At 74.1% G+C, this 15,706-nt stretch carries 12 protein-coding genes and 3 pseudogenes; 10 read left to right on the top strand and 5 right to left on the bottom strand.

What is annotated here, in order from left to right:
* Positions 1–221 precede the first annotated feature (221 nt).
* The 3 genes from OJ254_RS18615 to OJ254_RS18605 all read left to right on the top strand — a co-directional run bounded on the left by OJ254_RS18615 (position 222) and on the right by OJ254_RS18605 (position 3,120).
* Positions 222–992 (top strand): IclR family transcriptional regulator, encoded by a 771-nt coding sequence (locus OJ254_RS18615; protein ID WP_265363226.1) that lies wholly within the window; start codon positions 222–224, stop codon positions 990–992.
* Between the two features lie 104 nt (positions 993–1,096).
* Positions 1,097–2,359: a sensor histidine kinase gene (locus OJ254_RS18610; protein ID WP_265365219.1), complete on the top strand. Its 1,263-nt coding sequence runs from the start codon at positions 1,097–1,099 to the stop codon at positions 2,357–2,359.
* Positions 2,356–3,120 carry a response regulator transcription factor gene (locus OJ254_RS18605; RefSeq protein WP_265363225.1) on the top strand — a complete coding sequence of 255 codons (765 nt, stop codon included), beginning with the start codon at positions 2,356–2,358 and terminating at the stop codon, positions 3,118–3,120. The genes OJ254_RS18610 and OJ254_RS18605 overlap by 4 nt, the downstream gene beginning before the upstream one ends.
* Here OJ254_RS18605 and OJ254_RS18600 read toward each other — a convergent pair.
* A complete protein-coding gene (locus tag OJ254_RS18600) occupies positions 3,092–4,321 on the bottom strand; it encodes a hypothetical protein (RefSeq protein ID WP_265363224.1) in 1,230 nt (409 codons plus the stop codon). The two genes, OJ254_RS18605 and OJ254_RS18600, sit on opposite strands and share 29 nt — an antisense overlap.
* The gene (locus OJ254_RS18595) at positions 4,321–5,217 is read right to left on the bottom strand and encodes a 5-dehydro-4-deoxyglucarate dehydratase (protein ID WP_423836024.1); all 897 of its coding nucleotides are present in this window, start codon (positions 5,215–5,217) and stop codon (positions 4,321–4,323) included. The genes OJ254_RS18600 and OJ254_RS18595 overlap by 1 nt, the downstream gene beginning before the upstream one ends.
* Positions 5,218–5,580: 363 nt before the next feature.
* Between OJ254_RS18595 and OJ254_RS18590 the strand changes: the two genes are divergently transcribed.
* The 3 genes from OJ254_RS18590 to OJ254_RS18580 all read left to right on the top strand — a co-directional run bounded on the left by OJ254_RS18590 (position 5,581) and on the right by OJ254_RS18580 (position 8,077).
* Positions 5,581–6,399 carry an NAD-dependent epimerase/dehydratase family protein gene (locus OJ254_RS18590; RefSeq protein WP_265363222.1) on the top strand — a complete coding sequence of 273 codons (819 nt, stop codon included), beginning with the start codon at positions 5,581–5,583 and terminating at the stop codon, positions 6,397–6,399.
* Positions 6,400–6,534: 135 nt separating this feature from the next.
* The gene (locus OJ254_RS18585; RefSeq protein ID WP_265363221.1) at positions 6,535–6,807 is read left to right on the top strand and encodes a GlsB/YeaQ/YmgE family stress response membrane protein; all 273 of its coding nucleotides are present in this window, start codon (positions 6,535–6,537) and stop codon (positions 6,805–6,807) included.
* 106 nt (positions 6,808–6,913) lie between these two features.
* A complete protein-coding gene (locus OJ254_RS18580) occupies positions 6,914–8,077 on the top strand; it encodes a TerD family protein (RefSeq protein ID WP_265365218.1) in 1,164 nt (387 codons plus the stop codon).
* Here OJ254_RS18580 and OJ254_RS18575 read toward each other — a convergent pair.
* Entirely contained in the window at positions 8,052–9,083 is a 1,032-nt protein-coding gene (locus OJ254_RS18575; protein ID WP_265363220.1) for an MsnO8 family LLM class oxidoreductase, read from the bottom strand. The genes OJ254_RS18580 and OJ254_RS18575 overlap by 26 nt on opposite strands.
* A 73-nt stretch (positions 9,084–9,156) precedes the next feature.
* Here OJ254_RS18575 and OJ254_RS18570 point away from each other — a divergent pair, with 73 nt between their 5' ends.
* Complete coding sequence (locus tag OJ254_RS18570; RefSeq protein WP_265363219.1) at positions 9,157–9,339, top strand: hypothetical protein; 183 nt, start codon at positions 9,157–9,159, stop codon at positions 9,337–9,339.
* Between the two features lie 29 nt (positions 9,340–9,368).
* The gene (locus OJ254_RS18565) at positions 9,369–10,061 is read left to right on the top strand and encodes a class I SAM-dependent methyltransferase (RefSeq protein ID WP_265363218.1); all 693 of its coding nucleotides are present in this window, start codon (positions 9,369–9,371) and stop codon (positions 10,059–10,061) included.
* Here the strand turns inward: OJ254_RS18565 and OJ254_RS18560 are convergent.
* Positions 10,058–11,511 (bottom strand): annotated as a pseudogene (locus OJ254_RS18560) (alkaline phosphatase PhoX). The gene OJ254_RS18565 and the pseudogene OJ254_RS18560 sit on opposite strands and share 4 nt — an antisense overlap.
* A 160-nt stretch (positions 11,512–11,671) precedes the next feature.
* Positions 11,672–13,164 (bottom strand): annotated as a pseudogene (locus tag OJ254_RS18555) (hypothetical protein).
* A 240-nt stretch (positions 13,165–13,404) separates the two neighbouring features.
* Between OJ254_RS18555 and OJ254_RS18550 the strand changes: the two are divergent.
* Positions 13,405–15,242, top strand: a pseudogene (locus tag OJ254_RS18550) (endonuclease/exonuclease/phosphatase family protein).
* Positions 15,243–15,377: 135 nt separating this feature from the next.
* On the top strand, positions 15,378–15,527 hold the full coding sequence (locus OJ254_RS18545) for a hypothetical protein (protein WP_261952160.1): 150 nt from the start codon (positions 15,378–15,380) through the stop codon (positions 15,525–15,527).
* Positions 15,528–15,706: the final 179 nt, after the last annotated feature.

Genomic DNA, 15,706 nt, shown 5'->3' with positions numbered 1-15,706 from the left:
TGATGCCGTGCCGAGCTCGTACTGCGTCGTGCCGCGTGGTCCTGCGTCGTGCGGGCCCGTCGCCGCGAGGGGTCCGGAACGTCCGTTCCCGGGCGGGGTGCCCGGTTTCCGGAGGCGCCCGGACCTTGCAGCGGACCGGACACCGTTCGATATGCTGAACGCCGTCCCAGATCTTGAACAATCGGGACTCTATGGCTGTCCGAACAGAGGGGTCAAGGGCGATGTCAGCTGCCGATTCCGGAGGATCGCAGGTCAAGTCCGCCGTGCGGACGGTGGAGCTGCTGGAGTACTTCGCGGGCAGCCCCGGTATGCACTCCCTCGCCTCCGTCCAGGAAGCCGTCGGCTACCCCAAGTCCAGCCTCTACATGCTGCTGCGCACCCTCGTCGACCTCGGCTGGGTGGAGACCGACGCGACCGGCACCCGCTACGGCATCGGCGTCCGCGCGCTGCTGGTCGGCACGTCGTACATCGACGGCGACGAGGTGGTGGCGGTGGCCCGGCCGACGCTGGACCGGCTCTCCGACGACACCACCGAGACCATCCACCTCGCCCGCCTCGACGGCACCAACGTGGTCTACCTCGCCACCCGGCAGTCGCAGCACTACCTGCGCCCGTTCACCCGGGTCGGCCGGCGGCTGCCCGCGCACTCCACCTCGCTGGGCAAGGCGCTGCTCGCCACGTACACCGACGACCAGGTGCGGGCGATGCTGCCGCCGGCCCTCGCGCAGCTGACCGAGCACACGATCACCGACCGCGAGCAGCTCATCGAGGAGCTGCACGCGGTGCGCGAGCAGGGGTACGCGGTCGACCGCGAGGAGAACACCCTGGGCCTGCGCTGCTTCGGCACGGCAATCCCCTACCGCACCCCGGCCCGGGACGCGATCAGCTGCTCGGTGCCGGTGGCCCGGCTGACCCCGGCCCATGAGCAGATGATCAAGGACACCCTGTTCGACGCCCGCGACCGGCTGACCCTGGCGACCCGGCGACTGTGAGACGCCCTTCCCACCCTGACCGCCACGGTCACCGCCCCGGACGGGCCGGGCTCCGCCTGAGGGGCCGCCGCTGGGTGCACCTGATACTGGGCGGCGCGCTCCTGATGCCGTTCTACCTGGTGGCCTCGGTCGTCCTCCCACTGTTCTGGCCCGACGCCGACCCGCTGCGCCAAGTGCCCGTGCAGTTCACCGTGTTCGGCTGCGCGCTGCCGCTCGCCGCGGTGGCCGGGCTGCTCTTCCCGCTGCTGCGCCCGCTGGAGGTGGCCGCCGTACGGTCCCTGTGCGGGGTGCCCGGGGAGCGGCTGGCGGACGGACCGGCGCTGACCTGGGCGGCCCGGCGGCGCAGCGCGCTGTGGTTCGTGGCGCATCTGACGGCCGGCGGCATCGTCAGCGGCATGACCCTGACCGCCCCGCCCGCCGCGGTGGTGCTGCTGGTACTGCCGTTCTCCGCGCCCCTCCGGGACTCCGTACCGGCCTGGACGCGGGACCTGCCCGGCGTCCTCGGCCCGCTCGCCGGGCTGGGACTGCTGGGCCTCGTCCTCGGCACCGCCTGGGCGGCCGGCGCCCTGCTGGCCCGCTGCGCGCCGCCGTTGCTGGGGCCCACCCCCGCCGACCGGCTGGCCGCGGCCGAACGCCGCGCCGCCGACCTGGCGGCCCGCAACCGGCTGGCCCGCGAACTGCACGACGCCGTGGGCCACGCGCTCAGCGCCGTCACCCTCCAGGCGAGCGCGGCCCGCCGGGTCCTGGACGCGGACCCCGAGTTCGCCCGCCGGGCACTGGCCGCCATCGAGGACACCACCCGCGCCGCGGTCGCCGAACTGGACACCGTGCTGGGCCTGTTGCGCGAGGAGGACGGCTCCGACCCGACGCTGCCCGCGCCCACCCTGGACGCCCTGGAGGCGCTGCTGGACCGGACCCGGGCGGCGGGCGTGCCGGTCGAGGCGACCGTGCGCGGCCGCTGCGCCGGGCTGCCGCCGGTGGTCTCCCGGGAGGCGTACCGCATCGTGCAGGAGGGCCTCGGCAACGTCCTGCGGCACGCCGGGCCGGTGCCGGTCCGGCTGCAACTCGACGCGGACGACGGAGCGTTGGCGCTTCGGCTGGAGAACCCGCTGGCCGCGGCGGCACCGGAGGCGGCGCCCCGGGTGGGCGGCGGACGCGGCCTGCGGGGCATCGCGGAGCGCGCCCGGCTGCTCGGCGGGGAGGCGACCGCCGGGCCGCGGGACGGATCCTGGCTGCTGGCCGCCCGGCTGCCACTGGCGGAGTCGACGCAGGACGCGACGGACGACACGACGCACGACATGACGGACGACACGGGGAACGGGGCGCCGGGCCGGAGGCGGGCCGGGCCGGAGGGGGACGCACCATGACACAGGAACCGGCCACGGAGCCGTCGGCGAAGCGGGACGGGTTGCCCATCCCAGAGCGGGACGGGTTGCCGCACACCCCGCCGCCGCTGCGCATCGTCCTCGCCGACGACGAGCGGATGGTGCGCACCGCGCTGCGCGCGATCCTGGGCGCCGAGCCCGACCTGGAGGTCGTCGGCGAGGCGTCCACCGGAGCCGAGGCGGTGCCGCTGATCCGGTCGCTGCGCCCGGACGTGGTGCTGATGGACGTGCGGATGCCGGAGATCGACGGGATCCGGGCGACCGAGCAGGTGCTCGCCGGGATGCCCGAGCCCCCGCGGATCATCGTGGTGACGACCTTCGAGAACGACGCCTACGTCTACGACGCGCTGCGCGCCGGTGCCAGTGGTTTCCTGCTCAAACGGTCCGGCGCGGACGAACTGGTACAGGCGGTACGGCTGGTGGCGCGCAGCGACTCGCTGCTGTTCCCGGCCGCGGTGCGCCGGCTGGCCGCCCACCACGCCGGGCAGCGGGCCGCGGAGGACACCGCCCGGCGGCTCCGGTCCCGGCTGTCGGACCGGGAGGGGGCGGTGCTGCGGCTGATGACCGCGGGCCTGACCAACGCCGAGATCGCCGACCGCCTGGGCGTGGGCCCCGCCACGGTGAAGACCCATGTCGCGGGGGTGCTGGCCAAACTCGGCGTGCGGGACCGCACCCAGGCCGTCATCACGGCGTACGAGTGCGGGTTCGTCCGCCCTACGGCCCCTCCCCCGGCCGGTCCCTGAGCGCGGCCAGCGCCTCCCGTACGGCGGTCAGGTCGTCGTTGCCGGCCAGGCCCGCGTGGTACAGGCGCAGCTCGTCGGCGCCCAGACGGGCGGCGTGGGCGGCGTCGGCGGCGAGGGTGCGGGGGCTGCCGCCCATGCCGGAGACGATGGTGAGGTTGGCGGCGACCGTCGCGGCGGCGGGGCGCGGGCCGGCGAACGGGCCGAGTACCGCGGCCCGGACCGCGGCGCCGCCGGTGCAGGGCAGGACCACACCGTCCGCGTCGGCCAGGGCCTGCGCCGGGTCCACCCCGGGGTGCGCGCCGCAGCGGTGGGCGGCGGGATCGGCGTGCAGCAGCACCCGGAAGCCGTCCGGCGCGGCCGCCCGTACGGCGCCCACCACCGCGCGCCGCAACCTCCGGGCGGCGCGGTCCCGCCAGGTGCGCAGCACACCCGCCGGCTCCGCGCCGAGCAGGGCCTCGACGGCGGCCCACTCCCCCTCCCGGTCGGTCGGCGCGGCCGCCGGGGAGGCCGCGCCCGCCGACCAGAGCGGCTCCAGGGCGCGCACCACCGCCGCCCGCAACTCCTCGGCGGACCCGCCCAGTCGGCGGTACCCCTCGGCGCAGACCGGGCAGAAGCAGACCGACATCAGGTACTGGGCGGCGCCGGAGAGCGGCACTCCGGCGATCTTGTCGTGGGCGTGCAGATGGGCCAGCCCGTACCAGCCGCAGGACTCCAGTTCCGTACCGCGGGCGCCCGGGCGGACCGCGGCCTCGGCGGCGAGGTCGACGAGGTAGCCGCGCACCTCGGGCCGGGCGATGCACGGCGCCCACGGGTAGGCGTCGCCGTAGGCGTTGCGGACCACGACGGACGGATGCTCGGCGCCCAGACGGGAGTTGTGCGCCAGGACGACCCAGCTGTGCACCTCCAGGCCCGCGTCGGCCAGCGCCCGGGCGGCCGCGCCGAAGGGGTCCGGGCCGGCCACCCAGTCCGGGGTGTAGGGGCGGAGCTCCCGGCCGGCCCAGCGGGCGGGGTCCGGCGGGTAGAGGACGGCGGAGTGCCGGGCGGTGACGATGCGGTGGCGCGGGTGGCGCGGGGTGAGGGCGCGGGTGGAGTGGTAGGCGGCGGCCAGGGCGACCTGGTCGATGCCGAGACCGGCGAGGCGTGCGGGGGCGTCCGGGTCGCCGATGACGTCCCAGGGGTAGAGGAAGGCGGCGGCGCGCATCAGGCGCCGGTCCCGGGTGCCGCCGCGGCCAGCGCCAGGCCGCGGTCGAGCAGTTCGGCCAGCTGCTCCAGGTGTGCGGGGGCCGGTGCGCACAGCGGGGGCCGGACCTCGCCGACGTCCGGGCCGCGCAGCCGGACGCCCGCCTTGACCAGCGAGACGGCGTAGCCGCGGCCCTGGTTGCGGAGTTCGACCAGCGGCCGGTAGAAGCCGTCCAGCAGCCGCCGCACGGTCTCCTGGTCGCCGGTGGTGAGCGCCCGGTGGAAGGCGAGGGCGATCTCGGGGGCGAAGGCGAAGACGGCGGAGGAGTAGCGGCGCACCCCCAGGCCCAGGTAGGCGGGGCCGGTGAGTTCGGCGGTGGGCAGGCCGTTGAAGTAGAGGAAGTCCTCGCCGGGGGCCTCGGTGCGGACCGCGCTGATGATGCGCTGCAGCAGATCGAGGTCGCCCAGGCCGTCCTTGAGGCCGATGATGCCCGGGGTGCGGGCCAGGGCGACGACGGTGGACGGGGCGAAGACGGCGTTGTCGCGCTGGTAGACGATGACCGGCAGCGGGGTGGTGGCGGCGAGTGCGGTGTAGTGCCGCAACAGGCCGTCCTGCCCGGCGACGACGAGGTAGGGCGGCATGGCGAGCAGTCCGTCGGCACCCGCCCGGTGGGCGAGGCGGGCGAAGTGGGCGGCGAGCGCGGTGCCGTAGCCGGTGCCGGCGATCACCGGGACCCGGCCGGCGGCCTCCTCGACCGCGGCCGCGACGCAGTCGGCGAACTCCTCGGGGCCAAGCGCGTGGAACTCGCCGGTGCCGCAGCAGGCGAAGACCGCGCCCGCGCCCGCGTCGATGCCGCTCCGCACGTGGGCGCGGAAGGCCGTCAGCTCCAGGGCGCCGTCGGGGCCGTACGCGGTCACCGGGAAGAACAGCGGTCCGTCGAGGCGGTCGGCGAGCCGGGGGCCGGCCGCGGTGGGAGGAGGGTGTGCGGTCACGGGGCTCTCCCTGCCATGCCTGCACGCTTCCGTACGTGCACGTTTCTGATCGACGTCCATATTCCTGAACGACGACGTCACGCTAGAGCAGCCGCCCCACACCGGTCAAGGATGCCCAACTTCCCTGACCTCAAAGGGATTACAAGCGGATTTACCCGATCCGTCACATGTCTTGACCGGCCATGATGGCCTCCCTAGCGTGTGGCGTCCACGGACATGAACGCGGTTCCCGTCCGTGCCGTACCGGCGCCGTCCGGCCCACCCCACCGCCCGAGGAGCCCACCGCCCATGACCGCACCCCGCACCGTCCTGCTCACCGGCGCCGCCGGCGGCCTCGGCACCCTGATGCGCGAACTGCTGCCGCCCTACGGGTACCGGCTGCGCCTGTTCGACCAGCGCCCCATCGAGAGCGCGGCGGGCGAAGCGGAGGCCATCACGGCCGAGTTGGCCGAGAAGGAGGCACTGCGCGAGGCGGTGCGCGGGGTCGACGCGATCGTCCACCTCGCCGGGATCTCGCTGGAGGCCCCGTTCGAGAAGATCCTGCGCGCCAACATCGAGGGCACCTACCACCTCTACGAGGCGGCCCGCGAGGCGGGCGTCCGCCGGATCGTCTTCGCCTCCTCCAACCACGCGGTCGGCTTCACCCCGCGCCCGGCCGACGGCTCCGGCGCCATCCCGGTGGACACCCCGCGCCGCCCGGACACCTACTACGGGCTCTCCAAGGGGTTCGGCGAGGACCTCGCCTCGCTCTACTGGGACCTGCACGGCATCGAGACCGTGTCCGTCCGGATCGGCTCCTGCTACCCGGAACCGACCACGGTGCGGATGCTGTCGATCTGGCTGAGCCCGGCCGACGCGGCCCGGCTGCTGCACGCCGCGCTCACCGCGCCGGACGTCGGCCACACCGTCGTCTACGGCTCCTCCGCCAACACCCGCCTGTGGTGGGACCTGTCGTCCGCGCGGGCCCTCGGGTACGAGCCGCAGGACGACTCCGAGCCGTACGCCGCGGAACTCCTCGCCGCCCAGGGCGCACTGGCCCCCGGCAATCCGGAACACGCCCACCTCGGCGGCGCGTTCTGCACCGATCCGCCCCGATGGCCGTACTGACCGCCGGCCGCCGTTCCGGGTGGTGCGCGCGGGGTACGGACCCGCCACGGAACCCGCGCCGTCCACGTGGCGTCCTGGTCTGTGTACCGGCACACCGCTGGGCACGCACACACGCGCAGGAACGAGGAACGCATCATGGGCATCGTCAGCTGGCTCGTACTGGGGCTGATCGCGGGCATCATCGCCAAGGTCCTGCTGCCGGGGCGGGACCCGGGCGGGATCGTCGGCACGACCCTGATCGGCATCGTGGGGTCCTTCATCGGCGGCTGGCTGTCCCTCAAGTTCCTGCACCGCCCGATACCGAAGGACTTCGGCGAACCGTCCATGTGGATCGCCTCGGTCGCCGGTGCGCTGGTCCTGCTGATCGCCTACCGGCTGCTGTTCGGCAACTCCCGCGACCGACGGTGAGGCAGGGGACGGTGCGGCGGACGGCGGTCAGGCGGCCTGGCGGCCGTCCGGCCGCGGGTAATGGAACCGCAAAGGCGAACCGATCGTTGGTCCCGGCATGACCGCTATGACTCCTGGCTCGAACCTCCCGCTCACCGCCGTGCGGGTCGCGGTGGACGTCACCGCCCCCGTACGGCTGGACGTGTCTGGCCTGCTGCTCGGCGCCGACGGCAAGGTGCGCTCCGACGACGACTTCGTGTTCTACAACCAGCCCACGGGCCCCGGCGTGACGTACTCCGCGGCGGCCGGCGGCGACACCATCACGGTGGACACCGCCGCGGTGCCCGACGCCATCGAGAAGATCGTGGTCACCGCGAGCCCGGACGCCTCCGGCGCCACCTTCGCGGGCACCGAGCCGACCGGCACGGTCCGCAACGCCGACGACGGCAGCCTGATCGCCACCTTCACCCCGCCGCGGCTGGGCACGGAGACCGCGCTGGTGGTCGTCGAGATCTACCGCCGGGCCGGGGCCTGGAAGGTCCGCGCGGTCGGCCAGGGCTACGCCGACGGCCTGGCGGGGATCGCCACCGACTTCGGCGTGAGCGTGGAGGAACCGGCCGCTCCGGCCGCCGCCCCCGCCGCACCATCGGCCCCGCCCGCGCCTCCCGCCCCGCCGGCACCGGCCGCGCCCGCCGCGCCGGCACCCGGCTCCGGGAAGGTCAACCTCGACAAGGGCCGGGTCAGCCTGCAGAAGAACCAGACCGTCTCGCTGGTCAAGGGCGGCCGCCCGCTGCTCGGCTCGGTCCGGATGGGCCTCGGCTGGGAGCCCGCCTTCCGCGGCAAGAACATCGACCTGGACGCCTCCGTCATCGCCTACGGCCCGGACCGCAAGAAGATCGACAACTGCTTCTTCGGCAAGCTGATGATCCTCGGCGGCGCGGTCCAGCACTCCGGCGACAACCTCACCGGCGAGGGCGCCGGCGACGACGAGGCGATCACCGTCCACCTCGGCGGGGTGCCCCCGGAGGTGACCGGCCTGGTCTTCGTCGTGAACTCCTTCTCCGGCCAGAAGTTCTCCGACGTCGCCAAGGCCTACTGCCGCCTGCTGGACGCCCAGACCGGCGAGGAACTGGTCCGCTTCGACCTCACCCACGGCGAACCGCGCACGGGCGTGATGATGGCGAAGCTGATCCGCCAGTTCTCCGGCGAGTGGGAGATGACCGCCATGGGCGAGTTCGTCGACGCCCGCACGGTCCGGGGGATGGTCAAACCCGCGGGTCAGGCACTGTGAGCCCGGCGACCCGCGCCAGCCGCTCGTACGACTCGGTCAGCGCCGCGCGGTCGTAGGTGCTGGTGGTGACCAGCACCTCGTCCGCGCCGCTGCGGTCGATCAGCGTGCCGAGGGCGTCGGCGACCTGCTCCTCCGTGCCGTGGACGTGCCCGCGCAGGGCGTCCTCGTAGAACCCGCGCTCACGGTCGGACATGCCGGCCGTGGCCGCCGGGCCGTCCTCGGCGGGCCGCAGCGGCGGGAAGACGCCGTGCGTGCGGGAGTGCGCCAGCGAGCGGGCCTCCGGCAGCAGCAGCCGGCGCGCCGCCGCCTCGCTGTCCGCCACCGCCACCGTCCCGGAGACGACCACGTACGGCCGCTCCCACAGCGGCGAGGGCCGGAAGTCCTCGCGGTAGCCGTCGACGGCGTCCAGCATCCGCTGCCGGCCGCGGACGTCGCCGATGACCAGCGCCAGCCCGGCCGCCGCGGCGATCCGCGCGCCGGCCCCGGTCGCCAGGACGAACGCCGGGATCCTCAGCCCCTCCGCGGGCCGCGCGTGGACCTGCGGATGGGCGGTCTGCTCACCGGTGAAGTAGCCGATCAGCTCGGCCAGTTGAGCACCGAAGTCCTCGGTGGCGTCCTTGTCCGTGCCCAGGGCGCGGCGGATCCCGCCGGTGAAGCCGACCGACCGGCCGAGCCCCATGTCGATCCGGCCGGGGAAGAGCGACTCCAGCACCCCGAACTGCTCGGCGACCACCAGCGGCCGGTGGTTGGGCAGCATCACCCCGCCGGTGCCGACCCGGATCCGGGACGTCGCGGCGGCCACCGCGGCGGCGAGCACGGTCGGCGCGGAGCCGGCCACGCCCGGCACGCTGTGGTGCTCGGAGACCCAGAAGCGGTGGTAGCCGAGCTCCTCGACGCGGCGGGCCAGCGCCACCGTGTCCCGCAGGGCGGCCGCCTCCGGGTGCCCTTCCCTGGTGCGGGAGCGGTCCAGGACCGAAAATTGTGTCGTCCGTGTCGTCGAGTTCACCACCCCTGCTTCAACGTCCCGCCGCCCCCAGGATTCCCCGTCCCGCCCGCCGGCCGCGGAAGGAGCCTTCGCGATGGCGCAGCAGCAGCCGCAGACCGGCCCGGCCGGAGGCGCCGGCCACCCGGACGGCCCAGCGCCCGCGCCGGACCTGCCGCCCCGGGTCGCGAAGGTCTACGGCGAGTGGGACCTGGCCACCGTGCCCGCCTTCGCCGGCGGGTTCATCAACTTCGGCTACTGGGCGGAGCTGGGGACCTGACGGGCCGGCGGCTGACCGAGGCGGACCGGGTGCGCAGCGAGCAGGACCTCTACCGCCTGGTGCTCGGCACGTTCGGCGAGGCGCGGGGCCGCGGCGCCCTGGAGGCCGGCTGCGGGCGCGGGCTGGGCTGTGCGCTGGCGCTGCGGGAGTTCGGGCTGACCCCGGTCATCGGTCTGGACGCGCACCCCGACCAGATCGCCCGGGCCCGGGCGGCGCACACCGAGCTGCTCGCCGGGGACACCGGCGGCACCGGGCGGCTGACGTTCGTGCTGGGGTCCGCCCAGCGGATGCCGCTGCCCGCGGACACCGTCGACTGCCTGTACTCCGTCGAGGCGGTCCAGCACTTCCGCTCCCCGGCCGCCTTCGCCCGGGAGGCGGTGCGGGTGCTGCGGCCGGGCGGCCGGCTGGCGCTGACCACGTTCTTCGCCCGCACCGCGGCGGCCGCCCAAGAGCTGCCCGGGCTGCTGCCGCCGTACGCCGACGGGCTGGACGTGCCGCATGTGATCGACGAGTTCGCCGGGACGCTGGCCGCGGCCGGGCTGCGGGACCTCACGGTCCGGCCGATCGGCGACGCGGTGTGGGAGCCGTACGACCGGTACATGGCCCAGCAGCCCGAGCTCTCCGACGACGAGTGGCCGCGCCGCTATCTGACGGCGTACGAGACCGGGCTGCTGGACTACTACCTGCTCACGGCGGTTGCTCCCCGCCGCGCCGGACGCTAGCGCCGGCGGGGCTGCCGCTTCCAGGGGCCGGTGATGGCCAGCATGATGCCGGGCTCCTGGATGTTGGCGAAGAGGGTGCGGCCGTCCGGGGAGAAGACCGGGCCGGTGAACTCGCTGTACTCGGGCTTCCCGGCGGTGCCGATGTTGAGGTCGTTGCGGGCCAGGGGGTAGGTGCGGCCGTCCTCGGTGGCGCCGAAGAGGTGCTGGACGCCCTCGCCGTCCTCGGCGATGATCAGGCCGCCGTAGGGCGAGACGGTGATGTTGTCCGGGCCGTCGAACGCGCCGTCCTCGCCGGGGTCGGGGTTGATGCCGAGCAGCACCTTCAGGGTCAGGGTCCGCCGCCGCGGGTCGTAGAACCAGACCTGCCCGTCGTGCCGGACCGGGCTCTCCTCGCGGGCGTAGGAGGACACCACATAGGCGCCGCCGTCCGCCCACCACAGGCCCTCCAGCTTGCGGGCGCGGGTGATCTCGCCGTCCTTGAACTGCTTGCGGACGGAGGTGGTCCGGGCGTCGCGGTCGGGCACGTCGATCCAGTCGACGCCGTAGACGGTGCCGGGCCGGGTGGCGCGGGAGAGGTCGTCGACGAACCGGCCGCCGGAGTCGAAGCACTTGAACGCCTGGAGCACACCGGCGTCGTCGGCGAGGGTGCGGAGCCGGCCGCGGCCGTGGTGGAAGCCCTGCGGCGGGGTCCAGCGGTAGAAGAGGCCGTTGGGGCCGGCGGCGTCCTCGGTCAGGTAGAGGTGGCCGCGCCGGGGGTCGACGACGACGGCCTCGTGGGCGTAACGGCCCAGCGCCTTCACGGGCTCGGGGTCGCGGCCGGCCTTGCAGTCGTGGGGGTCGACCTCGAAGACGTAGCCGTGGTCCCTGGTCATGCCGTGCTCGCCGGCCTTGTCCTCGGTCTCCTCGCAGGTGAGCCAGGTGCCCCAAGGGGTGGTGCCGCCCGCGCAGTTGGTGGACGTGCCGGCTATGCCGACCCATTCACCGACCGGGGTGCCGTCCTCGGCGACCTCGACGACGGTGCAGCCGCCGGCCGCGGCCGGGTCGTAGACCAGTCCCTCGGCGAGCGGCACCGGGTGCGGCCAGTTGGCGCGCGGGCCCTTCAGCTCGTGGTTGTTGACGAGGAGGGTGGTGCCGCGGTGCCCGGGAAGGTGCCGGTGCCGTCGTGGTTGGAGGGGGTGGACTCACCGCTGTCCAGCCTGGTGACGCCGGAGTGGGTGACGATCTTGTACGAGAACCCGGCGGGCAGCGCGAGGATGCCGTCCGGGTCCGGCAGGAGCGGGCCGTAGCCGGCCGGGTGGCCGGGGCCGTCGGCCTCGCCGTCCGCGGCCCGTGCCGCGTCCGCGGCGAGCGCACCGGGCGCGGTGGCCAGTACGCCGGCGCTGCCGGCCAGCGCGACCCCCGCGCCGGCGAGGGCGGAACGCTTGGCGAAGTCTCTCCGGGTGAGCGGCATTGTCATCTCCTGGACGGCCGGTTCTACTCCCCTGTGCCTGCGCCGCACACGGTGTCGTGCGCGATCGAACTCCAGTTGAACGCGGCGCGACATCCAGGAAGCAGTTGGGGCCGGCCCGGGGCGGGGGTTCCCGCCCGCGGACCGGCCCCGCGGAGATCACTCAGTGCGACTGCCGGGAGCGCGCCTTGAACGCGGCCTTGCGGGCCTCCTTGGCGGCCTTCTTGTCCGGGTGCAGCCGGCCCATGGCCTCCAGGACGTCGGCGGTGGCCGGGTGGTCCACCCGCCAGACTGCGTCGAAGAAGCCGCTGTGCTGCTCGGTCAGGCCCTGGACCAGGTCCCGCAGCTCGGCCTCGGCGCCCTCGTCCGCGCCGGCCAGCTGGGCGGCGATGGTGTCGACCGTCAGCCAGAAGATCATGTCCTGGGACGGCTCGGGGATGCCGGGCAGCCCGCGCTCGGCCAGCCACACCCGGGCCAGGCCGCCCAGCTGCCGGTCGTCGAGCACCTCGCGCAGTGCGGCCTCGGCGTCCGGGGCGACCAGCGAGAGGGTCTGCTGGGCGGCGAGCCGGCGGCGCGGGGCGCCCTCGTCGTCGCCGCGGGCGGCGTCGAGCAGCTCGCGGGCGGCGTCCAGCGGGCCGCGGGCGGCGAGCCACTGCTCGGACTCGGCCTGGGCGTGCGCCTCGGGGTAGTCGGGCAGCGCGTCGAGGAGGACGTCGGCGCCCTTGCCGGTGAGGTCGCCGACCGCCGGGGCGTCGGCGCCCGCGTCCAGCAGCCGGGCGCGGACCGCGTAGACGCCGAGCGGGGTGAGGCGGACCAGGCCGTAGCGGGAGACGTCCTCGTCGGTGAGCGGTTCGGCGGCCCGGACCGTCTCGCCGTCCTCGTCCAGCTCCTCGATGAGCGCCTCGTCGACCGGCCGGTACGCGACCAGGCCGATCGGCTCCAGCACCCGGAACTGGTCGTCCAGGCGCATCATCGCCTCGGAGACCTCTTCGAGGACGTCGTCGGTGGGCTCGTCCATGTCGTCCGGGACGATCATGGAGGCGGCCAGCGCGGGCAGCGGGACGCTCCGGTCAGGACCCTCGGCCAGGGGGTGAGGAGGTAGAGGTTGCCGAGGATGCCGTCGAGCAGCTCGGCCTCCTCCTCCGGGTTCCAGTCCAGGGCGTCCAGGTCCAGCTCACCGCCCTCGGCGAGCTGGTCGGCGAGATCGGCGAGGTCGGGGGCGGCCGCGTCGGCGAGCACCGTCTCCATGCCGGACAGCCAGATGTCGAGGACGTCCTGCGGGCTGCCGGAGGTGAGCAGGGCGAGCTCCTCGCCGGGGGTGGCGGTGCCGACCGCGGCGTCGTCGGCCTCCCCGTCCCCGTCCCCGGCCGTCCCGTCGATCTCCTCGATCTCGACCAGGCCGGTGTCCACCGCGAGCTGCCACGCCTCGGCGGTGTCGGCGGGGCCGTCCTCGTCGGCACTCAGGCCGAGGTGCTCGGTGGCGGCGGCCAGCGCGTCGTCGAGGATCTCCCCGCCCGCCCCGACCGGGACGCCCCGCTCGGCCCAGCGGGCGAGCCGGACGGCCCGGGCCATCAGGGGGGCGCTGAGCGCGTCCCGGGCCAGTTCCGCTTCGGAGAGCAGCCGCACCGGCGGCAGGGTGGGGCGGTCTGCGGACATCGGGTGCTCAGCTCCTCGGAACGGACTACGGCTGGGGTACCTCCCAGCGCTGGCTGGGGAAGTGCGCCGCCCAGCGTAGACGGAATTCTCCGTATCTCGGGCGGTTCACCCCCGCGCCGACCACCGGACACCGGAAGAACCTTGACAACTCCCTTGCCCGCACAAGAGATTGACGCGCGTAGCGTGACGCCGATCCGGCTCCGCACACACTCTTCCACCCCCTCACCCTCGGAGGCATGCATGCCGTCCCGTCGTCCGCTCCGCAGACCAGCCGCCCTCGGCGCGGTGGCCGCGGCCGCCCTCGCCGGCGGACTGCTGACCGCCACCCAGTCCGCCTCGGCGGCCGGCACCCGGATCCACGACATCCAGGGCAGCACCCGAATATCCCCGCTGGCCGGGAAGCAGGTCAGCGACGTGCCCGGTACGGTCACCGCCGTCCGGGCGTTCGGCTCCTCGCGCGGCTTCTGGGTGCAGGACCCGCACCCGGACGACGACCCGGCCACCAGCGAGGCGGTCTTCGTCTACACCGGCAAGGAGACCCCCCAGGTCTCGGTCGGTGACGCGATCACGTTCTCCGGCACGGTCAGCGAGTACTACCCGGGCGGCAAGGACGCCGGCCTGCAGTCCGTCACCGAGATCACCAAGGCGACCTGGAAGACCGGGTCCTCGGGCAACCCGCTGCCGGCCGCCTTCACGCTCAACGCCGGCTCCGTGCCGAATCGTTACGCCCCCAACGCGGGCGGCCAGAGCATCGAGTCGCTGAAGCTGCGCCCCGGCAGTTACGCGCTGGACCGCTACGAGTCGCTGGAGGGCATGCGGGTCGCGGTCGGCGGCGCCCGGGTCGTCGGCCCGACGAACAAGTACCACGAGCTGTGGGTGACCGCCGAGCCGGGCCACAACCGCACCCCGCGCGGCGGCACCCTCTACCGCTCGTACGCGGACCCCAACGGCGGCCGGGTGAAGGTGGCGTCGCTGATCCCCTTCTCGCAGACGCCGTTCCCGGTGGCCGACGTCGGCGACACACTGGCGGGCACCACGGCCGGGCCGCTGGACTACGACAACTTCGGCGGCTACACCCTCCAGGCCACCGAGCTGGGCAAGCTCACCGGCCACGGCCCGCGCCGGAGACCACCCGCAAGCAGAAGTCCGGCGAGCTGGCGGTGGCCACGTACAACGTCGAGAACCTCGCGCCGGACAACCCGCAGGCGAAGTTCGACCGGCTGGCCAAGGCGCTGGTGCACAACCTGGCGTCCCCGGACGTCGTGGCCCTGGAGGAGGTCCAGGACGACAGCGGCGCCAAGGACGACGGCACGGTCACCGCCGGCAGCACCCTCAAGAAGCTCACCGACGCGATCAAGGCGGCCGGCGGCCCGGCGTACGCGTGGCGGCAGATCGACCCGGTCAACGACCAGGACGGCGGCCAGCCGGGCGGCAACATCCGGACGGCGTTCCTGTTCAACCCGGCGCGGGTGTCGTTCACGGACGTCAAGGGCGGCGACGCCACCACCCCGGTCACGGTGGTCGGTGACCACGGCCGGGCCGCGCTGTCCGCCTCCCCGGGCCGGATCGCGCCGGCCGACCCGGCGTGGAAGACCAGCCGCAAGCCGCTGGCCGGGCAGTTCTCGCTCAAGAGCCGTCCGGGCAGCCGGATCTTCGTGATCGCCAACCACTTCAACTCCAAGGGCGGCGACCAGGGCCTGGACAGCCGTTTCCAGCCGCCGGTCCGCTCCTCGGAGACCCAGCGCACCGCCCAGGCGAAGCTGGTCAACGCCTTCGTCAAGGACCTGCTGGCCAAGGACCCCGAGGCGGACGTGGTGGTGGCCGGTGACCTCAACGACTACCAGTTCTCGCCGGCCCTGAAGAACCTCACCGCCGGTGGCGTCCTGACGGACCTGGTGAGCGGGCTGCCCGCCGCGGAGCGCTACGGCTACGTCTACAGCGGCAACTCGCAGGTGCTCGACCACATGCTCACCAGCCGCCACCTGACCAGGCCGGACTACGACATCGTGCACATCAACGCCGAGTACGCCGACCAGGCCAGCGACCACGATCCGCAGGTGCTGCGGGTCAAGCCGTGAGGCCCGGACTCCCAGCCTCTCGTCACCCCGCGTGACCCGTCCGTCACTCCACTGGCCCACGTCCGGGAGCCGATCGCGGCCAGGGGTGCGGTACTGGCTACGTAAGAAACATTCGGCGAGACATAGGGAGTCATCATGCCGAAGGCGCAGAACCGTAAGTCGGGCAACAAGGACCGTGCCGCGGAGCGGCGCTCCGACCAGCGGAAGCCGAAGTCGTCGGAGGAGTCCGCGTCCGAGCGGACCCAGGACCTGAAGCGTTCGCGGAATGGCCTGACTGACGCGTGATGGGCCTCAGCAGCCCGGCGGCCGTCGCACCGAGAGGTGCGGCGGCCGCCCCGCGTTTCGCGGGTGCGGAGCCACCGGTGGACGCGGCGCGCGAGCCGTCGGGCGGCAATCCATCAAGCCATCAACTACATGGCATCACTTAAGAATCGCAAAAGAACAACTAAGTGGACGTGAAAGAT

This window comes from Streptomyces endophytica, assembly GCF_026153355.1.
Lineage (GTDB): Bacteria > Actinomycetota > Actinomycetes > Streptomycetales > Streptomycetaceae > Streptomyces > Streptomyces endophytica.
Note: the sequence above shows the minus strand (reverse complement) of the source record. Positions and strands in the feature narration are given on the sequence as shown.